We start from the raw sequence: 21,449 nt of genomic DNA on the forward strand, positions 1-21,449 counted from the left end.
GATCGACGACTACGGCACACTTCAGACTGTGGTCGCCGACGATGACGCTGCGATCGTGGCCGCCGTCCGCGGCGGCGTGGCCTTGCGGGCGGTGGCCGACGACCTGCTCGCACGATTGACCGCCCAGGCCGACCGTGTGGGTGTCGCCCGGCGTTCGGGGATGTCGCTGCGAGAACTGTTGTGTGCCAATGGAGTCGCGCCTGCGGTGGCGTCACGATTGATCCGCCTCGGGCGTGCCCGCGAAGTTTTGCCGGGGGTGGCGCGTCATTCCCGTGATGGTTCGGTGTCGGCTGAACACCTCGACGCCGTCGCCCGCGGTATCGACCACGTCGCCCGCCGCACCGGTGAACCACTCGACTCGGAGCTGGTGTCGACTCTTGAGCGACGGCTGATCGGGTACGCGATCGCCGGGAAGACACCCGCGGAGATCGTCGACAAGGCCCGCGCCGTCGCCATCGCCCACACCCCCGACGAAACGCCGAACGTGCCGGTAGCCGAAGACGCCGCACTGAACGAGGTGGCGTGGAATCAAGCCGGCGACGGGCGGTTGCGGGGTGAATTCGACCTCGACGTCGCCACCGGCGAACGACTCATCACCGCGTTGGATACTGCGTCCCGCCCGCGCCCTGAACCTGACGGCACCCCCGACCGGAGGCCAGTGAGCAAGCGTCGAGCCGATGCCTTCGCCCAGATGGTGGAGGCCGCTAGCCGCGGACTGTGTCCCGACGCCCTCTCCGGTCCACCGTCCACCGAACTGGTCGTCACGGTGCCCCTCGACGGAGCCAGCCCGGCGCGGTTGACCTGGCTCGGACCAGTCTCCGACCTCACCGCCAAACTCCTGGCCTGCGACGCGAAAGTCCTCGGGATCGGCGTCAACCTCAACAACGCACCCATCTCCGTCGCCGCGCAGAAACGGTTGTTCACCGGCACCGCACGCAAAGTCGTCCTCACCCGCGACCAGAGCTGCATCAAATGCGGTGCCCCGGCGTCGTGGTGCGACGTCCACCACATCATCCACCACGCCGACGGCGGACCCACCACCGTCGACAACGGATGCCTCCTCTGCCGCTCCTGCCACACCGCGGTCCACACCACCGGCTGGGACATCGTCATGGGCCACGACCGACACCCCTGGCTCATCCCACCCGCAACCATCGACCCACACCGCACACCACAACCCGCCTACAACAGAAGAACATTGACACTCGCGGAACCGATCGCCGCATAGCGCCGTCATAGAACCAACGCCCCCGATATCGGGCGCGGCACGCACATTGACAACTCCACAGTGTGAAACCCGGCGGGCCGGGGCGAGGCGCGCCGGTCGAGTCCGGCTGGCCGCGTCCGCCTCGAGGATTTACCGTGACGCCATGGACTGGACGTCGTACGGGGCATTCCTCGCTCTCGCCGCGCTGCTGACGTTGCTGCCCGGACCCGACACCGCCGTCGCGATCAAGAACACGCTGCAGGGCGGACGGCGTCGGGGCGGTTGGTGCCTGGTCGGTATCAGCACCGCGAGTTTTGTACAGAGCACCGCCGCTGCCGCGGGGCTCGGCGTCCTGATCGTCACCGTCGAACCGCTGTTCCTCACCATCAAGTACGTCGGCGCGGCGTACCTGCTGTTCCTCGCGGTGCAGGCACTACGCAGCGCGCGCCGGGGCGTCTACACCGACGACACCGTCGCCGCGGGTGGGTCGTCGCCGGCGATCGCGAGACTGCGGCAGGGGTTCATCTCGAACATCTGCAATCCGAAGGTCATCGCCTTCTACCTCGCCGTGCTCCCGCAGTTCCTCGGGAGCGACCCGTCGCTGACGGCGATCGCGATGTATGCCGTGACGTTCCCGGTGATCGGCACCGCGTATCTCGCCGTTGTCGTCTACGGCGTCAACCGCGCGCGAGAACTGTTCACCCGCACGCGGATCCGCCGCATCATGGACGGGGTCACCGGGGCGGCGTTGATCGCCTTCGGCGTCCGACTCGCCACGGAGTAGTACCGCGGCCCGTTCGCGAGATCGTTTTACCCGAATGCAATGCCGGGGAAACCCGGCGGAGCGCAGAATCACGTGATGAGCGAGAACGAGACCGTTCGGGCTGCCATCGTCCAGACCCGGTGGACCGGTGAGCGCGACACCATGATCGCAGCGCACATCGACTACGCCCGCGAGGCGGCGCTGCAGGGAGCGCAGATCATCGGCTTCCAGGAGGTGTTCAACGCCCCCTACTTCTGCCAGGTGCAGGAACAGAAGTACTACGCCTTCGCCGAGGAGATCCCGGGACCGACCACCGACACCTTCTGCGACCTGGCGCGCGAACTGTCGATGGTGATGGTGGTGCCGATCTACGAGCGGGAGCAGGGCGGTTTCCTCTACAACACCGCGGTGGTCATCGACGCCGACGGGACGCTGCTCGGGAAGTACCGCAAGCACCACATCCCGCAGCTGCCCGGGTTCTGGGAGAAGTTCTACTTCCGCCCCGGCAACCTCGGGTGGCCCGTCTTCGACACCGCCGTCGGCAAGGTGGGCGTCTACATCTGTTACGACCGGCACTTCCCCGAGGGGTGGCGCGCGCTCGGACTGGCCGGTGCGCAGATCGTCTACAACCCGTCGGCGACGAGCCGAGGACTGTCGAGCTACCTGTGGAAGCTCGAGCAGCCCGCGTCCGCGGTGGCCAACGAGTACTTCGTCGCGGCGATCAACCGCGTCGGGATCGAGGAGGAGTACGGCGACAACGACTTCTACGGCACCAGCTACTTCGTCGACCCCGAGGGGAAATTCGTCGGTGACGTCGGTTCCGACACCGAGCCCGAACTCATCGTGCGCGACCTCGACCTGAGCCTCATCGAGACCGTCCGAAACCGGTGGGCGTTCTACCGTGACCGGCGCCCCGACGCCTACGGTCCGCTCACCGCGCCCTGACACCCCTCACCGGCAGCCACGATCGAAGGGACGACCATGTCGACCACGTTCATCCACGGTGGGACCGTGGTCTCGTCCACCGGCACACAGGAACTCGACGTGCTCGTCGACGGCGAGACGATCGTCGCCCTGCTCGCACCGGGATCCACCGCTCTCGGCGCCGATCTCGCCACCACCGCCGACACCACCATCGACGCCACCGGCCGCTACGTGATCCCCGGCGGGGTCGACGCCCACACCCACATGGAGATGCCGTTCGGAGGGACCAACGCCAGCGACACCTTCGAGACGGGCACCCGGGCCGCGGCGTGGGGCGGCACCACCACCATCGTCGATTTCGCCGTCCAGAACCCGGGAATGCGACTGCAGGACACCCTCGCCACCTGGCACGAGAAGGCCGCCGGCAACTGCGCCATCGACTACGGGTTCCACCAGATCATGGGTGGCGTCGACGCCGAATCACTCTCCGCCATGAACGAACTCGTCGCCGAGGGTGTGACGAGCTTCAAACTGTTCATGGCCTACCCGGGGGTCTTCTACTCCACCGACGGACAGATCCTGCGGGCGATGCAGTCCGCGGCCGAACTCGGTGCACTGATGATGATGCACGCCGAGAACGGCATCGCCATCGACGTCCTCGTCGAGCAGGCCCTCGCCCGCGGTGACACCGCGCCGTACTTCCACGGCACCTCGCGGGCCTGGCAGATGGAGGAGGAGGCGACACATCGCGCGATCATGTTGGCCCACCTCACCGGGGCACCGCTGTACGTGGTGCACGTCTCGGCGAAGCAGGCCCTGGAGCAGATCGCCACCGCCCGCGGCGCCGGCCAGAACGTGTTCGCCGAGACCTGCCCGCAATACCTGTACCTCTCGCTCGAGGAACAGTTGGGCGCACCAGGTTTCGACGGCGCGAAATGGGTCTGCTCGACACCGCTGCGGCCTCGTGCCGAGGGCCACCAGGACGAGCTGTGGCGGTACATCCGCACGGGCGACGTCACGACCGTCGCCACCGACCACTGCCCGTTCTGCATGAAGGACCAGAAGGACATGGGTGTCGGGGACTTCTCCAAGATCCCCAACGGGATCGGCTCGGTGGAACACCGCATCGACCTGATGTTCCAGGGCGTGCGAGACGGCAAGATCTCACTCGAACGCTGGGTGGACGTCTGCGCCACGACACCGGCGCGGATGTTCGGGATGTACCCCCGCAAGGGCATCATCTCCCCCGGCGCCGATGCCGACATCGTGATCTACGACCCCAAGGGGCACACCAGCATCGGTGTCGACAAGACCCACCACATGAACATGGACTACTCGGCGTACGAGGGCTTCGAGATCGACGGCCACGTCGACACCGTGATCTCGCGCGGCCGCGTCGTGATCGACGGCGGCGCCTACCGCGGCACCCCCGGCCACGGCTCGTTCGTCAAGCGCGGCCTGTCGCAGAACCTCATCTGACGGGAAGGGATCACCAGATATGGATCTCGGTGTCGTGCTGCAGTGCAATCCGCCCGCGTCGCAGGTGATCGACCTCGCCGTGCGCGCCGAACAGCTCGGGTTCAGCCATGTCTGGACGTTCGACTCCCATCTGCTGTGGCAGGAGCCCTACGTCATCCATTCGGCGATCCTCGGCGCCACCGAACGGGTCGTGGTGGGGCCGATGGTGACCAATCCCGCGACCCGAGAACCGACGGTCACCGCGTCGACCTTCGCGACACTCAACGAGATGTATGGCAACCGCACCATCTGCGGCATCGGCCGGGGCGACTCCGCGGTCCGCACCCTCGACGGCCGCCCCAGCACACTCGCGACCCTGCGCGAGTCGATCCGGGTGATCCGCGCGCTGGGCAACTCCGGCGAGGTCGACATCGACGGCACCACATTGCGGTTGCCGTGGAGTAGCGGCTCGGCCCTCGAGGTGTGGGTCGCGGCGTACGGGCCGAAGGCGCTCGCGCTGACCGGCGAGGTCGCCGATGGTTACATCCTGCAGCTCGGCGACCCCGACATCGCCGTGTGGATGATCGCGCAGGTGCGTGCGGCCGCCGAGCGGGCCGGACGTGATCCCGCCGCCATCCGGTTCTGTGTGGCGGCACCGGCCTACGTCACCTCCGACGACTCCCCCGATGCGCTGGCCCACGGGCGCGAGCAGTGCCGCTGGTTCGGCGGCATGGTCGGCAACCACGTCGCCGACATCGTGACCCGCTACGGCGCGACGTCGGAGGTCCCCGAGGCGCTCACCACCTACATCGCCGGGCGCACCGGATACGACTACACCGAGCACGGCCGCGCCGGGAACAGCCACGCCGCCTTCGTCCCCGACGACATCGTCGACCGCTTCTGCATCATCGGGCCACCGGCGACACACGTCGCCCGCCTCACCGAACTCCGTGAACTCGGAGTCGACCAGTTCGCCGTCTACCTGCAACACGACGCCAACGACGCAACACTCGAGGCATACGGAGCGCATGTGATGCCGGCCCTGTCGCGGGGCACAATGAGCGCATGACCGACGCGAGAGTCCCCACACCCGATCCGGCGGCCGGCGCGCAGGTCCGCGCCGACGATCGCGCCCACGTGTTCCACTCGTGGTCGGCGCAGGCGCAGATCGATCCGCTGCCGATCGCCGGGGCGCAGGGCTCCTGGTTCTGGGACTACGACGGCAACCGCTACCTCGATCTGGGCTCGCAGCTGGTCAACGCCAACGCGGGCCACGGCCACCCCGCGATCGTCGACGCGATCTGCGAACAGGCCCGCATCCTGCCGACCATCGCACCCTCGTTCGCCAACGACAAACGCGGCGAACTGGCCCGGCTCATCGCCGAGCGCGCGCCCGGCGATCTGGACAAGGTGTTCTTCACCAACGCCGGCGCCGAAGCCAACGAGCACGCGATCCGCATGGCGCGGGTCGCCACCGGCCGCTCGACGGTGCTGGCGATGTACCGCAGCTACCACGGCGCGTCGGGCACCACGATCGGACTCACCGGCGATCCCCGTCGCTGGCGCGCCGAGCCCACGGGCAACGACGTCGCCCGGTTCTTCGGCCCGTACCCGTTCCGGTCGCCGTGGAACACCGACTCGATCGAGGCCGAAGGCATTGCGGCACTGAACCATCTGCGGCAGGTGGTGGAGCTCCAGGGCCCCGCGACCATCGCGGCGATCATCATCGAGACCGTCATCGGCACCAACGGCGTCATCGTCCCGCCGCCGGGCTACCTCGCCGGCGTCCGCGCCCTGTGCGACGAATACGGCATCGTCTACATCGCCGACGAGGTGATGGTCGGGTTCGGCCGCCTCGGAGAGTGGTTCGGCGTCAACGCCTTCGACGTCACCCCCGACCTCATCACCTTCGCCAAGGGCGTCAACTCCGGCTACGTCCCACTCGGTGGCGTCGTCATCGGCTCGCGCATCGCCGACCACTTCGCCGACACCCCTTACCCCGGCGGCCTCACCTACAGCGGGCATCCCCTGGCCTGCGCGGCGGGCGTGGCGTCGATCAAGGCGTTCGAGGCCGACGGCGTGATCGACCGGGTCCGCGCCACCGGCGAGGACCTCATCCGCCCGACCCTGGAGAAGATCGCCGACAACCACCCGTCGGTCGGCGAGATCCGCGGGATGGGATTCTTCTGGGCCATCGAGCTCGTCCGCGACCCGAGAACCCGCGAGGGCCTGGTGCCGTTCAACGCCTCCGGTACGGCCGCGGCGCCGATGACCGAACTCGTCGGTGCGTTCAAGGAGCGCAGCGTGTGGCCGTTCACCCACTTCAACCGCATCCACCTCGCGCCGCCGCTGGTCACCTCCGACGACGACCTCACCCACGCGATGGGAGTTCTCGACGAGGTCCTCGACCTCGCCGACCGCCACGTGACCGGCTGAGACACTCAGCCGCGGGTCGCGGCCAACACCATGATCGGGAAGATGTACAGAACGATCAGCAGCAGACCACCCGCCAGCGGAATCGGGTACGCCACCCGCCTGCGGTCGATGGCGACGATGACGAGGACGACCGTCACCAGGATGACAATCGGGCCCGCGATCGCCACGACTCCCATCCCGGCCAGCACGTACACACCGAACGTGGCGGTGTACCCCGACGGAGTGGTCGGGAACAGTGCCCACACGACGAAGAGGCACTGCGCCATCATCAACACGCCCGTGGCCACCCGATCCGCGATGGTCCAACCGCTTCTGCTCATGGTGGGTTGGATGCAGTCGCCGCCCGCGAATGTTCCCGGAACGTGGGCCTGCGATCGGCGATGAGTTCGGCGGTCGAGGCGAGTCGATATCGGTGACAACACACGACCCCCCAGCGATCACGACCGACAGGAGCCCCGCCATGGCCGCCATCACCCCGTCACTGTGGTTCGACGACGACCTCGAGGACGCCCTCGACTTCTATCGAGGTGTCTTCGACGACATGACCGTCCACCACATCGGCAAAGCTGGTGACGCTGTCACCACGGCGAGCTTCGAGATCAACGGCCAGCGGTTCCTCGCCATGAACGCCGGCCCGATGTTCCCGTTCACCGAAGCGGTGTCGTTCACCATCGACTGCGCTGATCAGGCCGAGGCCGATCGGTACTACGACGCACTGCTCGCCGACGGCGGTGAACAGTCGCAATGCGGGTGGCTCAAAGACCGCTTCGGACTCAGCTGGCAGATCGTGCCCGCCCGTCTGCCCGAGCTGCTCGCCGACCCCGATCCCGTCCGGGCGCGCGCGGCGATGAGCGCGATGATGACGATGACCCGCATCGTCGTCGCCGACCTCGAGGCGGCCGTCGCCGCCGTGTGACCCGGGCGGGTGTTTAGTCTGAGAAAGTGACCGACCTGCAGACCCCCTCCGTCAGCGTCGCCGCCCGTCTCGACCGCCTGCCGATCGTGCGCGCCCACTGGGTCGCGACGGGCGTCATCGGCCTCGGACTGTTCTTCGACCTCTACGAGAACTTCCTCGCCGCGACGATCTCCTCGGTACTCAAGACCGAACTCGACCTCGGCCGCACCGAGCTGAACCTGCTGCTCGGATCAGCCTTCCTGGGGCAGTTCCTGGGTGCCGCGGTGATGGGCCGCTACGCCGACCGCGTCGGTCGGCGACGCGCGTTCATGATCAACCTGGCCGTGTACTCGCTGTTCTCGCTGCTCGGCGCATTCAGCCCGAACGCGACGTTCCTGGTGGTCACACGGTTCATCGCCGGCATCGGAATCGGCGCCGAGTTCGCACTCGCCGACTCGTACCTCTCGGATCTGCTGCCGAAGAACGTGCGCGGCAAGTTCATCTCGTGGGCGTACACGATCGCGTTCTTCGGCGTGCCGACCGTGGGACTGCTCGCGCGCTGGCTCGTCCCCATCGACCCGTTCGGAATCGACGGGTGGCGGTGGCTGTTCGTCCTCGGCGCGTTCGGGTCGTTCGCGGTGTGGCTGGTCCGCCGCGGCCTGCCCGAGTCGCCCCGATGGCTCGAGACCCAGGGCAGGCACGCCGAGGCCGACGAGATCTGCCGACGCTTCGAACAGCAGGCGATCGACGCCGGGCACACCCTCGCCGACCCCGACCCGCACCTCCAGATCACACCCCTGCGGAAGGTGTCACCCGCCGCGCTGCTCCGCCCGCCGCTGCGCCGACGCACCACGATGCTGTGGATCCTGTCGATCCTCGAGGTCTTCGGCTACTACGGGTTCGGGACCCTCGCACCGATCGTGCTGCTCGACAAGGGATTCGACCTCGTCACCTCGCTGGGTTTCGTGGCCGCGACGTACCTCGGCTATCCCCTGGGGTCGATCCTCGCGATCCCGATCGTCGAGCGCGTCGAGCGGAAGTGGCTGGTGATCGGGTCGGCGGGGCTGATGGCGGCGTTCGGCATCTGGTTCGGTGTCGCCGGCGCGGCGTGGGCGATCGTGGTGTCCGGTGTGCTGTACACGATGGCCAGCAACCTCTTCTCGAACGCCTACCATGTGTATCTGGCCGACTCGTACCCCACAGCCATCCGGGGTACCGCGGCCGGAGCCGCGTACTCCCTGTCGAAACTGACCACCGGTGTGCTGCCGTTCATCCTGCTCCCGTTCCTCGACGCGAACGGATCAGGAGCCGTGTTCAGCCTGGTGGCCGCGGCGATGGTGGCGCTGATGGTCAACGTCGCCGTCCTCGGGCACCGCAGCACCGGGCTGTCCGCCGACGCGACCATCGCATCACCCACCCCTGGAGGCGCCTCCCCGTGAACACCACCACCATCCGCTCGGCCGGTCTCTACGTACTGGCGGTGCTGCTGGTCGCGCTCGCGTTCATCGGTGTCGCCGCATTGCTGTACGACCAGGTGCCCACGGTGATGATCATCGTGTTCCCGCTCATCGTCCTGGCCGGCGGGATCGGCGCCCTGCGCCGCACGTACACCTGCTACAAGTCCGGCGGGAAGTGGCAGGTGTGGCAGGGCGCGAGCTGGCTGCTGTTGGCGTTCTTCATGATTGCGCTCACCGGCACGGGCAGCGCCCTGCTCGAACGTTGACGAGCGCGCCTCACAACAGCAGCGACTCCAGGATGCGGGCGGCCTCGACGTGCCGCGCCGGGTCGGCGCTGCCGTAGTTCAGCCGGATGTAGGGTCCCGCGACGGTGGCCGGGAACCACTCGGCTCCCGGTGAGATCGACACCCCGGCAGCGAGACTGCGTGCGGCGAACACCTCGGCGTCGACGTCCTCGGGCAACCTCAGCCACAGATTCAGTCCACCCCGTGGGATGTGGGTGATCTCCAGATGCGGTGCATGGTCGCCGATCGCGGCGACCAGTCGGTCGCGTCGCTCGGCGAGTTCCCGCCGCAGTCGGGTGCAGTGGGTGCGCCACGCAGGTCGGGTCACCACGTCGAGCGCGGCGCGCTGCAGGATCGGTGACACGTACAGATCACTGACGGCGAGGGCGTTGGAGATGCGCTGGCGGGCCGGGCCACGCGCGATCACCGCGGCGACCCGCAGCGCCAACGACGCCGATTTGGTGAGCGACCGGATGTAGACGACGTGACCGTCGGTGTCGTCGGCGGCGACCGGAGCCATCGGGGCGTCGATGGCGAAATCGTGGGCCCAGTCGTCCTCGACGAGGAACCCGCGCCGGTCGGCGACGACGTCGAGGACGGCGCGTCGTTCGTCCGCGGTCCACAGGGCGCCGGTCGGGTTCGCGAAGTTGGGTTGCGCGTAGAACAGGCGCGCACCGGAGGCGCGCATGGCCTCGTCGAGGTCGTCGGCCGACGGCGCCCGCGTGGTGCGTGCGACCGGCACGATGACCAGCCCCGCCTGTCGGGCGGCGGCGATGGCACCCCAGTACGTCGGCGACTCCATCACGATGGCCTCCCCGGGCCCGGCGAGCGCCCGGAACACCGCCGACAACGCGCTCTGGCCGCCGGAGGTGATGACGGCGTCGGAGTCCCGCCACGGCTGTCCGCCACCGGATCCGGACGCGCCGTCGGCGGACAACTCCCGCACGAACCATGCGCGGAGTTCGGCCACCCCGCTGACCGGCGGACGGTCGAACGCCTCGTCCGACCGCGCCGACCGCGCCAGTGCCGATCGCACGTCACGCATCGGCATGAGGTCGATCGCCGGGTAGCCGCCGTGCATGGCGATCGTGTCGGGGTCGATCCCGCGCAGCGTCGACCCGATCGGCGACGGGCCGCTGCGTTCGGGGCCCAAGGCCGTGGTCTGCCAGTCGACGTCGAGGGTGCGTCGTGCAGCCGGTGGTCGGATGACGAAATTGCCTGCCCCCGGTCGGGTTTCGACCGAACCCTCGGCCACCAGGTGACCGATGGCCTTCTGCACCGTGACCGGTCCGGCGCCGAACCGCTGGGCCAGCACCCGCGTCGACGGCAGCCGCCCGCCCGGCCCGGATTCGGCGACCACCGCACGCAGATGACGCACTATCCGCTCACTGCTATCATTACCCATGAACAGAGATAATAGCGCTATCGTTTCTTTGCGCAGTCCGTTATCGCGGCTGCCGTCGTCGGGGATCGCCTTCGGATTCCTCGGCGTGCTGGCGTTCTCGTTCACCGTCCCGTTCACCCGCATCGCGGTCGAGGGACTGCACCCGCTGTTCGTCGGCACCGCGCGGGCCGTCGTCGCCGGTGTCCTCGCCGCCGTCGCCCTGTGCGTCACCCGCAGCCGCGCTCCCCGCCGCGGCCAGTGGGCGCGACTGGTCGTCATCGCCGCCGGCATCGTGGCCGGGTTCCCCGTGCTGACGTCGCTGGCGCTGCAGACGACCACCGCGGGCCACAGCGCGGTCATCATCGGCCTGCTCCCCGCCGTGACCGCATCGGTCGTCGTCCTGCGCACCGGCGAACGGCCCGGCCCACGGTTCTGGACGTTCAGCGCGGTGGGCGCGGTCGCGGTCGTCGGGTACTCCCTCGCCGCGCACGGCGCGCTGTCGGCACCGACGATCGGCGACCTCTACCTGCTCGGCGCGGTGGTCCTCGCCGCGGTCGGCTACGCCGAGGGCGGCCTCATGGCCCGCGAGATCGGCGCGTGGCAGACCATCAGCTGGGCGCTGGTCGTCGCGTTGCCGGCAATGGTCAGCGCCACCGCTGTCGAGTGGGTCCTGGACCCTCCACACGCCACCGTGGGCCAGTGGTCGGCGTTCGCCTACCTCGGCGTGGTGAGCATGTTCCTCGGGTTCTTCGCCTGGTACCGGGGGCTTGCGCTGGGACCGATGACCGCGGTCAGCCAGGTCCAGTTGATCCAACCGATCCTGACCCTCGTGTGGTCGGCGGTACTCCTCGGCGAGCCCGTGACGGCCGCGATGATCGTGGGCGGAGCGGTGATCATCGGGTGCGCACGCGGCGCGGTCCGCAGTCGGACACGAACTACTGGATCGGCGAATCCGGCGGCGCCACACCGAACTGCGGCGACTCCTCGATCGCTCCCACTCCCCGTATCGCGGTGAGCGCATGGCGGGCGTCGGGGGCCATCGTCCCGGAGATGACGCCGATGGCCGCGTGCACGTGCGTCACCTGGACCCCGCTCGCGCGCACGGCGGCGACCACCTCGTCGATGGTGTCGAGGTGGTCGTCGTCGACGGTGATGGTGACGTCGGGCATGGGCCCGATCGTACTGAGTCCGTCTGTGTACACGGAGTCGTTCAGGGGGCGAGGACCATTCCGGCACCCACATCCGATGCCGGGGCGGAGAGCCGAAGTGTCTGCTGGGTCAGCGTCGACCACAGATCACGGCCGCGGCGACCGGTGCTCTGCGCCCACAGCGCGGCGAGGCCGGCCACATGCGGTGTCGCCATGCTGGTGCCGCTGATGGTGTTGTAGCGCGTCGGGTCCACCGCGACCGGCCACGACGAGTAGACGTCCACACCGGGCGCGGCCACGTCGACACCGCCGCCGTCGACGGCACTGCTGCGCGCCGAGAACGGGGCGACGGCGAGCGCGGTGTCGACCGCGGCGATGGCCATGATCGACGGGCTGTTGGCGGGCACGCCGACGAACCCGGGATCGGTGGGACGGTTCGCGTTGTTCCCCGCCGCGGCCACGATGAGGGTGCCGGCGGCCAGGGCCCGGCGGCCGACGGTCTCGTACGCCTGCGACACCTGGTCCACATCGGCACCGAGCGACATCGACACCACGTGGACCCCGTTCGCCAGCGCCCAGTTCAGTCCCGCGAGGATGCCCGCGTCGGGGCCGCCACCGGAGTTCGAGAGGACCTTGCCGACGAAGATCTCCGCCTCAAACGCGATGCCGTAGCGACGGCCGGTCGTGGGGCGCTGCGGTCCGCACGACGTGCCGACGCAGTGCGTGCCGTGCCCGTGGCCGTCCTGCGGTTGCTCGCCGGACACGAACGACTGCGCGGTGATGGCGCGGCCCGCGAGGTCGGGGTGGGTGAGGTCGACACCGGTGTCGAGCACCGCGACCTTGATACCCGCCCCGGTTGCCGTCGATGCGGGCACCCGGGTCGCCTGCAGCCCCCAGGTCAACTCGTCGGTGTCGGCGAACGGACCGGTCGCCGACACCGCGGTGACACCCGCACCCGCGAGACGGTCGGTGAGATCGTTCACACCGTCGCGGTAGCCCCGGAGGTAATCCGGCGATGCGGCCCGGATCCGTTGCATCCGTTCGGGTTCGATGAATCGGATGGCACCCTGCGGGGAGCACTGCGCATCGAGCGCGGCCAGTTGATCGGCGTCGGCGTCGACGATGGCGACACCGAGTTCGGCGAAGACGGTGGCCTGCGCCGAGCGACTCTGATCGACGTCGAGCACCTGACCCGCGAAATCGCGCGTCGAGGCGACCTCGGAGAAGCCCGCGACCGAACGCAAAGTGGTTGCGTAGGAATCGCTTCGGTCATCGGGGGCGAAGACGACGATTCGCCGGCCGGTGTCGGTGGTGCCGGCGGTACCCGTGTTCTCGATCATCGATTCCCCTTGATCCGTCGCTGTCGATCGGTGGCGCCCACAGGCGGTCGCCGCGAGTCATGAGCTGATGCACATACCCTAATATGGCGCTCCGACAACGGAGCTGCGGTGCAGGATCGGCTACGTTGGCAGCACATCGCGGGACCGTCCGGTCATCGGCGAACCCACTGCGAGCAAAGGATGCACGACGATGCCCCTGCACGGTCTTCTCGGAAAAGCGGCGACCACGGTGGTGACCGGCGCGGTCGGTGCGGCGGCCTACGACCTGGCCCGCAAGGCTGTCGCGAAGTCCTCTCCGCGTGACACCGCGGTGGTCCTCACCTCGTGGGGGCTACGCGGCACCCGCCGGGCCGAGGCCGCCGCCGAGAACGCCCGACTCGCAGTCGCCGATGTCGTGGCCGAGGCGAAGGGTCGGATCGGCGAGGAGGTCACCCCTCCCGGGGCGGCCGACACCGGCCACGGACACGAACACTGAGCCCCCTCGCCGCTGTGACGTCTCCGGTCGTCCTGTCCGACGCCGCCGGTCGGCTGCGTGTCCGCGTCGACTGGCTACGCGGCACCACCACCGGCGCGGTGGCCATCGAGGAATCGGCGCTCCGACTCCCCGGCGTCCGTGCCGTGCACGCCTATCCCCGATCGGCGTCGGTGGTGGTCTGGTATCGCACGGGACAGGTCGCCGTCTCCGAGGTGATCGCCGCGATCGCCGACGCCCGCGACACCCCCACCGATCTGCTGCCCGCCCGCGCCCCGTACTCGGCGGAGGTCGCAGGCGGCGACATCCTGCGCATGAGCATCGGCGGAATCGCGCTGGTGCTGTTGGGGTTCCGACGCTACGGCCTGCGTCGCCCGCAACTGCTGGGCCCCACCAGCCGCCTGGCCGCCACCGGCGTCACCATCGTGACCGGTTACCCGTTCCTGCGCGGCGCCCTGCGATCGTTGCGGGGTGGGCGCGCCGCGGGCACCGACGCGCTGGTGTCGGCGGCGACGGTCGCCAGTCTGCTGCTGCGCGAGAACGTCGTCGCGCTGACGGTGTTGTGGCTGCTCAACATCGGTGAGTTCCTGCAGGACCTCACCTTGCGGCGCACCAGGCGCGCCATCTCCGACCTGCTGCGTGGCAACCAGGACACGGCCTGGGTCCGGGGTGCCGACGGCACCGAGGTCCAGGTCGGCATCGAGACACTGCAGGTCGGCGACGAGGTCGTCGTCCACGACCACGTCGCGGTCCCCATCGACGGTGTCGTCGTCGAAGGTGACGCCCTGGTGGATCAGTCGGCGATCACCGGCGAGAGCCTGCCGGTCGCGGTGACACAGGGCCACAAGATCTTCGCGGGATCGGTGGTGGTCACCGGTCGCCTCGTTCTGCGGGCACAGGCCGTCGGCGACAACACGACGATCGGGCGCATCATCTCCCGGGTCGAGGAGGCCCAGCACGACCGCGCCCCGATCCAGACGGTCGGCGAGAACTTCTCCCGGCGTTTCGTGCCTGCGTCGTTCGCGGTGTCGGCCATCACCCTGCTGCTCACCCGCGATGTGCGTCGCGCGATGACGATGCTGCTCATCGCGTGCCCGTGTGCGGTCGGGCTCGCCACCCCCACCGCCATCAGCGCGGCGATCGGCAACGGTGCGCGCCGCGGCATCCTGATCAAGGGCGGGTCACATCTCGAGCAGGCCGGCCGGTTCGACGCCGTCGTGTTCGACAAGACCGGAACCCTCACCCAGGGACGCCCTGTGGTCACCAACGTCGTCTCGTTCCACGATGCGTGGCAACCCGAACAGGTGCTCGCCTACGCGGCCAGCTCCGAGATCCATTCGCGACATCCGTTGGCCGAGGCGGTGATCCGCTCCACCGAGGAACGCGCGATCGCCATCCCGCCGCACGAGGAATGCGAGGTCCTCGTGGGGTTGGGCATGCGGACACGCGCCGACGGGCGCACGCTGCTGCTGGGCAGCCCGTCGTTCCTGTCGGGTGAGGGCGTCGCGGTCACCGACGACGCCGACCGCTGGGTGGACGATCTGCGCCACCGCGCCGAAACGCCGCTCCTGCTCGCCGTCGACGGCGAGCTCGTCGGGCTGATCAGCCTTCGTGACGAGGTGCGGGCCGAGGCGGCGCAGGTGATCAGCGATCTCCGCGCGGTCGGGGTGACACGTGTCGTCATGCTCACCGGCGACCACCCGCTGACCGCGGCAGCGGTGGCGGCGGAACTGGGCATCGACGAATGGCGCGCGGAGGTGCTGCCCGACGACAAGCTCGAGGCGGTGCGTGCGCTGCAGGACGCGGGCCACGTGGTGGCGGTCGTGGGCGACGGCATCAACGACGCGCCGGCTCTCGCCGCCGCGGACATCGGTATCGCGATGGGTCTCGGTGGCACCGATGTCGCGGTCGAGGCCGCCGACATCGCCCTGGCCGGCGACGATCTGCGCCGCCTGGTCGATGTGCGTGAACTCGGGGGTCGCACCGTCGATCTCATCGGACAGAACTACGGGATGTCGATCGCGGTGAACGCCGTCGGCCTGCTCGTCGGTGCGGGCGGGGCGCTGTCGCCGGTGTTGGCGGCGATCCTGCACAACGCGTCGTCGGTGGCGGTGGTGACCAACAGTTCCCGCCTCATCCGACACCGCCTCGAGCCGGCGACCATCTGATCCACGAGGGCCGCTCAGGCGAGCGCGTCGGGCAGTCGCTCGAGGAACGGTCGTTGCGAGACAAGGATCTTGGTGTGGGCGGTCGGTAGGTCGAACCATTCGACGCGGTCGATCTCAGGGAAGCTGCGCAGCGTTCCCGACCGGGGCGGCCACTCCATCTCGAAGGTGTTGCTGACCGCAGCGGCCACGTCGATGTCGCCGGCCACGGCCCACGCGGTCACGATCTTCCCGCTCGACTGCCGCACCTCGCCGAGATCGACCGCCGGGCCTTGCGGCACCGCGATGCCGACCTCCTCGACGAACTCGCGTCGGGCGGCCTCGAGCGGGTCCTCGTCTGTGTACTCGCCCTTGGGGATCGACCACGACCCGTCGTCCTTGCGGGCGTAGAACGGGCCGCCGGGGTGTCCGAGCAGGACCTCGATGCCGTCGCCGGTGCCGCGGTGGATCAGGAGGCCGGCGCTACGCCGGGGCATGCAGGTCACTCACGGTGGCCGGGGGCGCCGTCGCGGGCAGCGGACCGACGTCGCGTAGCGAGATCATCGAGCCGACGAGTACCGCCGCCACCGGGGACACGACACCCCACGACCCCACCGCGGTGAGGACGATCACAGTCAGCATCGCATCATCCTGAACTGCCTCGGCCCGTGGACCAAATCCGACGTCGGCGCGCCGAACTCACACGTCGGCGCGCGACGGATACGAGTCGAGGGTGCCGACCGCACCCACCGACATCGACGCCGCGGCGACGGCATCCGCCACCGCCGCGTGCAGTGCCGTCCCCGTCGCGAGGCGTGCAGCGAGGACGCCGACGAACAGGTCGCCCGCGCCGGTGCTGTCGACCACTGACACCGTCGGCGCCGAACAGTGCCCGTCGCCGTCGTCGGTGACCCACACGGCCCCGGCCGCGCCGAGGGTCGCGACGACGCTGAGCGCACCCTGCCCGCGCAGCGCGGTGGCCGCGGCGGTCGCCGACGCGACGTCGTCGACGTGATGGCCGGTGAGTGCGGCGAGCTCGTGTTCGTTGACGATCACCGGGTCGCATCGCCGCAGGGTCGGTGTCGAGACGGGCCCGGCGGGTGCGGCGTTGAGGATGAACCGGCCGCGGGTGTGGGCGGCGGTGTCGTCGACGACGGTCTGCGGGATCTCGAGCTGACACACCACGACCGCCGCACCGGCGACGCGGGTCACCTCGTCGGCCTCGAGACGGTCCCATGCCCGGTTGGCGCCACCGACCACCACGATGGTGTTCTCACCGTCGGCCACGGTGATGTGGGCCGCGCCGCTCGCGTAACCGTCGACCGCGACCAGCATGTCGACGTCCACGCCGTGATCGTGCAGGCCCTCGCGGAGGAACTCGCCGTGCACATCGGTGCCGACCCGTCCGATGAACGCCACGTCGTCGGTGACGATGCGCGCGGCCACGGCCTGGTTGGCGCCCTTGCCGCCGAGGTTGCGTCGCGACGCCGTGGCCAGCACGGTCTCCCCCGGACGCGGGATCCTCTCGACCTCGGCGACCTCGTCGACGTTGATCGAACCGACCACCGCCACGGTCCCGGTGTCGTGCGCTGCGCCCGCCATGGGAGCGATCATGCCCGTTCACGGCCGCCGCCCCGCGCAGTAGTGTCGACCGGAGATCGCAGGTACGCGAGCTAGCGACAGGGGTACAGCGTGGACGTCGACGTCATCGTGGTGGGAGCGGGCCTCGCCGGGCTCGTGGCAGCCCACGAACTCACCAGCGTCGGGCACCGCGTCGCGCTGCTCGATCAGGAGAACGCCGAGAACCTCGGTGGCCAGGCCTGGTGGTCGTTCGGGGGACTGTTCTTCGTCGACAGCCCCGAGCAGCGCCGACTGCGGGTGAAGGACTCGTTCGATCTCGCCTGGCAGGACTGGCGCAACAGCGCACGCTTCGACCGACTCGACGACGAGGACTCGTGGGCCGTGCAGTGGGCCCGCGCCTACGTCGAGTTCGCCGCCGGGGAGAAACGGCCGTGGCTCGACGGCCACGGCGTGAAGTTCCTGCCCACCGTCGGATGGGCCGAGCGCGGTGGCCTGCGGGCGGATGCGCACGGCAACTCGGTGCCGCGTTTCCACGTGGCGTGGGGTACCGGCACCGGTGTGGTCGAGCCGTTCGTCGCCCACGCACACCGCGCGGCGGCAGCGGGCACCCTGACCTTCCACCATCGTCACCGCGTCGACGCGATCATCCGTGAGGGCGGGACGGTGGTGGGTGTCAGCGGCACCGTCCTCGCACCCGACCGCGCCGTGCGGGGCGCGCCGACCTCGCGGGAGGCGGTGGGTGACTTCGAGATGCGGGCGCAGGCGGTGGTGGTGACGACCGGCGGGATCGGCGGCAACCACGATCTGGTGCGCGAGTTCTGGCCCGAGCGTCTCGGTACCGCGCCGACGACGATGATCACCGGTGTCCCGGAGTACGTCGACGGTCGGATGCTCGGTATCGCGGAGAAGGCGGGTGCGCGCCTCGTGAACCGGGACCGCATGTGGCACTACACCGAGGGCGTCCAGAACTGGGATCCCATCTGGGCGTCGCACGGTATCCGGATCCTGCCGGGGCCCTCGTCGATGTGGTTCGACGCCCTGGGACGGCGACTCCCCGATCCGTGCCTGCCCGGCTTCGACACCCTCGCCACCCTCGAACATCTGCGCACGACGCCCGACATCGCCGAGCACGACCATTCGTGGTTCATCCTCAACCAGCGGATCATCGCGAAGGAGTTCGCGCTGTCGGGGTCGGAGCAGAACCCCGACATCACCGGCAAGAGCAAGATCGCGATGGCCCGCGAGCGCCTCAGCTCGTCGGCCCCGGGACCGGTCGATGCGTTCATGCGGCGGGGAGCCGACTTCGTGGTCGCCGACACCCTCGAGGAATTGGTGGCGGGGATGAACAAGCTCACCGACACCGAACTGCTCGACTCGCTGGCGATCCGTGAACAGATCGAGGCGCGCGACTCCCAGCTCGACAACGCCTACAGCAAGGACAGTCAGATCATGGCCATCCGAAATTCGCGGGCGTTCATCGGCGAGCGGCTCGGTCGGACCGCCTCGCTCGGCAAGATCCTCGATCCCGAGGACGGCCCGCTGATTGGCGTGAAGCTCCACGTGATCACCCGGAAGTCTTTGGGCGGCATACAGACCGACCTCGACTCGCGTGTCCTCGATTCCGAGGGCGTCGCGATCGACGGCCTGTACGCGGCCGGGGAGGCCGCCGGGTTCGGCGGCGGCGGGGTACACGGGTACAACTCGTTGGAGGGCACGTTCCTCGGAGGCTGCCTGTTCTCGGGGCGCACCGCGGGTCGCGCCGCCGCATCCGCACTCGGGGGTGTCTGACATCGTGGCCGAGACACTGCGCGATCACGGCGATCCGGGTGACGCACCCTCGGTGCCCGCACCCCTGACGCCGGTCACGAACGCCGCCCGACCCAGTGCCGCGGAGGAGGCGCGCACCATCGCCGCCTCGACGTCGACGGCGACGTTGGCCAGCCTCACCGCCGACGGTGAGCCCTGGGCCTCGTATGTGACCTACGGGCTGCTCGACGGCCAACCGGTGCTGTGTGTCTCGCACATGGCCGAGCACGGCCGCAACCTCTCCGGTGACGCTCGCGCGAGCCTCGCCATCGTCGCCCCCACCACCGATCCCGACCCGCTCGCGAGTGGACGGATCACGCTGGCCGGTCGGGTCGGACGACCGACGGGTGACGAGTACACGGCGGCCCGCGAGGCGCACCTCGCGGCGGTGTCGGCCGCGAAGTACTACATCGACTACAGCGATTTCACCCTGTGGGTGTTGCGCGTGGAACGCATCCGCTGGGTGGGCGGGTACGGCCGGATGGATTCCGCGTCGGCCGCCGATTATCTGGCCGCACAACCGGATCCGGTGGCGCCGAGGGCGGCCGGCGCGATCGATCACCTCAACGACGACCACGCCGACTCGCTCACCGCGATGGCCCAGAACCTCGGTGGCTTCCCCGACGCCACCGGCGCTTCGTGCACCGCGGCCGATCGTTACGGGCTGGACCTCAAGGTGTCGACACCCCGCGGGATCGCCTACACCCGCGTCGGTTACGCGGCGCCGATCGATTCCATCGACGATCTCCGTTCCGCCACGGTCGAATTGGCGAAGCGCGCACGCAGCTAAGCGGCGTCGAGGAGCGCTCGGAGCTGTCGTTCGATGGGGCTGACGGGGTGATCGTGGTGGCCTGGTGGCGCGGGTGCTCGCGAGGAATGGCTGTGCCCGGTGGGCGTGGTGATGGTCGCGGTGTGGCGGGCGATGTCGGTGCCGTCGCGGTTGATGACCCGCCATCCGGGGTTCTGTTTGGCCCGGTTGTGGCCGAGGCACATGCCGCCGCCATTGGCTGCTGAGGTGGCGCCGCCGTTGGCGTGGGGGTCGGCGTGGTCGTATTCGGCGATCGGGGCGTCGCAATAGGGGATCCAGCACGTCTGGTCGCGGAGGTCGAAGAACGTCTTCAGGCCGGTCGGGAAGAGACGGGCGGTGGACTCCATCGCCGTCAACGCGCCACTCGATGGCGCGGCGTAGATCTTTCGCAGCGTTGATCGGGTCTCGGCGTCGAGAGCGGAATTCACCACTGCTCGCGCGGCGTCGGCGGGGATCGGGCCGTACCCGGTGACGTGTGCGGCGGCGGCGCCGTTCCCGAGGAGCACCTCATCGGAGAGGACGAGGTTCACCGCGACCGGCATCGCGTCCGCGGTGGCCGTGCCGGTGACCCGTTCGACGAGGGTGTCGGCCATGACCTGGGCGTGCGTCCGGTCATCGCCACCGACGGCGGCATCGGCGTGCTTCTTCAAGGTCGCGTACACCGAGATCCCCGACGTGAGCGGCAGCAACGCCGACAGCCGCACCATCCCATCCGGGGCGGGACGGGTCGACACTCGGCGGTCGGACTTCGCGAGAGCGTGTCGGTCGACGACAGCCTGCGGGTCGAGTTCGTAGGCGCGGCGTTTGACCTCGGCATCCAACGCCCGGTCACCCACTCCCTCCAACGTCGAGAGGTCGGCGCAAAGGCGTCGGTCGATCTCGCTACGGTCGCGTGGGGTGAGGTGCGCGGTCTCGCGCACCAGGATCGTCGCCCGCCACTCCGTCAGCACACCGGCCGCCAACGCTGCACGGGTATGGGGCATCTCCCGCATCAACGCCCGCGCGAACCCGAGATACCGACCACCCGAGGAACCCGACGCTTTACGTGCCAACGCGACCTCGGAGGCCAACCCGCGACCCTGACGACTCTTCGGCACCCCAGCGGCGGTCTCGGCTTCGACACGGAGTTCTTCGAGCCGCATCGTCTCGACCGCCTGCGCCGCAGCGCATCCCGCCTTCATGGCTTGGAGAAGACTGATTCGATCAACCGCTGCGGATTCGGAATCAGCAGTGTCGAGATCGCCGAGGAACGACAAGAACGACTGCAGCGCAACCACTGTCGCATCCCCGCCTTCGCTCATGTGTTCGATAGTACATCCGTACACCGACAACCGCCACGGGC

Annotated in this window: 22 protein-coding genes; 14 read left to right on the plus strand and 8 right to left on the minus strand. The window is 69.2% G+C overall.

From position 1 onward, the window contains the following. From ACLBW1_RS07580 to ACLBW1_RS07605, 6 genes are all read left to right on the plus strand, one after another. Positions 1 to 1,228: DUF222 domain-containing protein (locus ACLBW1_RS07580; RefSeq protein ID WP_447811198.1), on the plus strand; the 1,228-nt coding region annotated here is incomplete at its 5' end. Between the two features lie 142 nt (positions 1,229 to 1,370). Beyond that, the gene (locus tag ACLBW1_RS07585) at positions 1,371 to 1,991 is read left to right on the plus strand and encodes a LysE family translocator (RefSeq protein ID WP_447811200.1); all 621 of its coding nucleotides are present in this window, start codon (positions 1,371 to 1,373) and stop codon (positions 1,989 to 1,991) included. A 75-nt stretch (positions 1,992 to 2,066) separates the two neighbouring features. Then, positions 2,067 to 2,915, plus strand: a complete 849-nt coding sequence (locus ACLBW1_RS07590) for a nitrilase-related carbon-nitrogen hydrolase (protein WP_447811201.1) — start codon at positions 2,067 to 2,069, stop codon at positions 2,913 to 2,915. 36 nt (positions 2,916 to 2,951) lie between these two features. After that, positions 2,952 to 4,373 carry a dihydropyrimidinase gene (hydA, locus tag ACLBW1_RS07595; RefSeq protein WP_447811203.1) on the plus strand — a complete coding sequence of 474 codons (1,422 nt, stop codon included), beginning with the start codon at positions 2,952 to 2,954 and terminating at the stop codon, positions 4,371 to 4,373. A 19-nt stretch (positions 4,374 to 4,392) separates the two neighbouring features. Beyond that, positions 4,393 to 5,421, plus strand: coding sequence for a TIGR03842 family LLM class F420-dependent oxidoreductase (locus ACLBW1_RS07600; RefSeq protein WP_447811204.1), 1,029 nt, complete (start codon positions 4,393 to 4,395; stop codon positions 5,419 to 5,421). Beyond that, positions 5,418 to 6,788, plus strand: coding sequence for an aminotransferase class III-fold pyridoxal phosphate-dependent enzyme (locus ACLBW1_RS07605; RefSeq protein WP_447811205.1), 1,371 nt, complete (start codon positions 5,418 to 5,420; stop codon positions 6,786 to 6,788). Before ACLBW1_RS07600 ends, ACLBW1_RS07605 begins: the two co-directional genes overlap by 4 nt. 5 nt (positions 6,789 to 6,793) lie before the next feature. On the opposite strand, the gene ACLBW1_RS07610 is transcribed toward ACLBW1_RS07605, so the two are convergent. Then, positions 6,794 to 7,108, minus strand: coding sequence for a hypothetical protein (locus ACLBW1_RS07610; RefSeq protein ID WP_447811206.1), 315 nt, complete (start codon positions 7,106 to 7,108; stop codon positions 6,794 to 6,796). Positions 7,109 to 7,248: 140 nt separating this feature from the next. Here ACLBW1_RS07610 and ACLBW1_RS07615 point away from each other — a divergent pair, with 140 nt between their 5' ends. From ACLBW1_RS07615 to ACLBW1_RS07625, 3 genes are read left to right on the plus strand one after another with little or no spacing between them, the layout of a single operon-like run. After that, complete coding sequence (locus ACLBW1_RS07615) at positions 7,249 to 7,704, plus strand: VOC family protein (protein WP_447811207.1); 456 nt, start codon at positions 7,249 to 7,251, stop codon at positions 7,702 to 7,704. 26 nt (positions 7,705 to 7,730) lie between these two features. Continuing rightward, positions 7,731 to 9,122 (plus strand): MFS transporter, encoded by a 1,392-nt coding sequence (locus tag ACLBW1_RS07620; protein WP_447811208.1) that lies wholly within the window; start codon positions 7,731 to 7,733, stop codon positions 9,120 to 9,122. Next, positions 9,119 to 9,406, plus strand: a complete 288-nt coding sequence (locus tag ACLBW1_RS07625) for a hypothetical protein (protein ID WP_447811209.1) — start codon at positions 9,119 to 9,121, stop codon at positions 9,404 to 9,406. Before ACLBW1_RS07620 ends, ACLBW1_RS07625 begins: the two co-directional genes overlap by 4 nt. Before the next feature lie 10 nt (positions 9,407 to 9,416). Here the strand turns inward: ACLBW1_RS07625 and ACLBW1_RS07630 are convergent, their stop codons facing one another. Next, entirely contained in the window at positions 9,417 to 10,829 is a 1,413-nt protein-coding gene (locus ACLBW1_RS07630; protein ID WP_447811210.1) for an aminotransferase-like domain-containing protein, read from the minus strand. Positions 10,830 to 10,857: 28 nt separating this feature from the next. Here ACLBW1_RS07630 and ACLBW1_RS07635 point away from each other — a divergent pair, with 28 nt between their 5' ends. Continuing rightward, positions 10,858 to 11,823, plus strand: a complete 966-nt coding sequence (locus ACLBW1_RS07635) for a DMT family transporter (RefSeq protein WP_447811211.1) — start codon at positions 10,858 to 10,860, stop codon at positions 11,821 to 11,823. On the opposite strand, the gene ACLBW1_RS07640 is transcribed toward ACLBW1_RS07635, so the two are convergent. Further along, complete coding sequence (locus tag ACLBW1_RS07640; protein WP_447811212.1) at positions 11,744 to 11,977, minus strand: hypothetical protein; 234 nt, start codon at positions 11,975 to 11,977, stop codon at positions 11,744 to 11,746. The two genes, ACLBW1_RS07635 and ACLBW1_RS07640, sit on opposite strands and share 80 nt — an antisense overlap. A 41-nt stretch (positions 11,978 to 12,018) precedes the next feature. Further along, positions 12,019 to 13,296: a S8 family peptidase gene (locus ACLBW1_RS07645; protein ID WP_447811213.1), complete on the minus strand. Its 1,278-nt coding sequence runs from the start codon at positions 13,294 to 13,296 to the stop codon at positions 12,019 to 12,021. Between the two features lie 190 nt (positions 13,297 to 13,486). Here ACLBW1_RS07645 and ACLBW1_RS07650 point away from each other — a divergent pair, with 190 nt between their 5' ends. Further along, entirely contained in the window at positions 13,487 to 13,771 is a 285-nt protein-coding gene (locus tag ACLBW1_RS07650) for a DUF1490 family protein (RefSeq protein ID WP_447811215.1), read from the plus strand. A 14-nt stretch (positions 13,772 to 13,785) separates the two neighbouring features. Continuing rightward, entirely contained in the window at positions 13,786 to 15,936 is a 2,151-nt protein-coding gene (locus ACLBW1_RS07655) for a heavy metal translocating P-type ATPase (protein ID WP_447811216.1), read from the plus strand. A gap of 14 nt (positions 15,937 to 15,950) precedes the next feature. Here ACLBW1_RS07655 and ACLBW1_RS07660 read toward each other — a convergent pair whose 3' ends face one another. From ACLBW1_RS07660 to ACLBW1_RS07670, 3 genes are read right to left on the minus strand one after another with little or no spacing between them, the layout of a single operon-like run. Then, positions 15,951 to 16,409 carry an NUDIX domain-containing protein gene (locus tag ACLBW1_RS07660; protein WP_447811217.1) on the minus strand — a complete coding sequence of 153 codons (459 nt, stop codon included), beginning with the start codon at positions 16,407 to 16,409 and terminating at the stop codon, positions 15,951 to 15,953. Then, on the minus strand, positions 16,396 to 16,554 hold the full coding sequence (locus ACLBW1_RS07665) for a hypothetical protein (RefSeq protein WP_447811218.1): 159 nt from the start codon (positions 16,552 to 16,554) through the stop codon (positions 16,396 to 16,398). Before ACLBW1_RS07665 ends, ACLBW1_RS07660 begins: the two co-directional genes overlap by 14 nt. A gap of 57 nt (positions 16,555 to 16,611) precedes the next feature. Then, the gene (locus ACLBW1_RS07670) at positions 16,612 to 17,514 is read right to left on the minus strand and encodes a ribokinase (RefSeq protein WP_447811219.1); all 903 of its coding nucleotides are present in this window, start codon (positions 17,512 to 17,514) and stop codon (positions 16,612 to 16,614) included. A 90-nt stretch (positions 17,515 to 17,604) separates the two neighbouring features. Here ACLBW1_RS07670 and ACLBW1_RS07675 point away from each other — a divergent pair, with 90 nt between their 5' ends. Together ACLBW1_RS07675 and ACLBW1_RS07680 are read left to right on the plus strand one after the other, a co-directional pair. Then, on the plus strand, positions 17,605 to 19,281 hold the full coding sequence (locus ACLBW1_RS07675) for an FAD-binding dehydrogenase (protein ID WP_447811221.1): 1,677 nt from the start codon (positions 17,605 to 17,607) through the stop codon (positions 19,279 to 19,281). Beyond that, the gene (locus ACLBW1_RS07680) at positions 19,274 to 20,089 is read left to right on the plus strand and encodes a HugZ family pyridoxamine 5'-phosphate oxidase (RefSeq protein WP_447811222.1); all 816 of its coding nucleotides are present in this window, start codon (positions 19,274 to 19,276) and stop codon (positions 20,087 to 20,089) included. Before ACLBW1_RS07675 ends, ACLBW1_RS07680 begins: the two co-directional genes overlap by 8 nt. On the opposite strand, the gene ACLBW1_RS07685 is transcribed toward ACLBW1_RS07680, so the two are convergent. Beyond that, entirely contained in the window at positions 20,086 to 21,408 is a 1,323-nt protein-coding gene (locus tag ACLBW1_RS07685) for a DUF222 domain-containing protein (protein WP_447811223.1), read from the minus strand. The two genes, ACLBW1_RS07680 and ACLBW1_RS07685, sit on opposite strands and share 4 nt — an antisense overlap. Positions 21,409 to 21,449: the final 41 nt, after the last annotated feature.

This window comes from Williamsia sp. M5A3_1d, assembly GCF_053345315.1.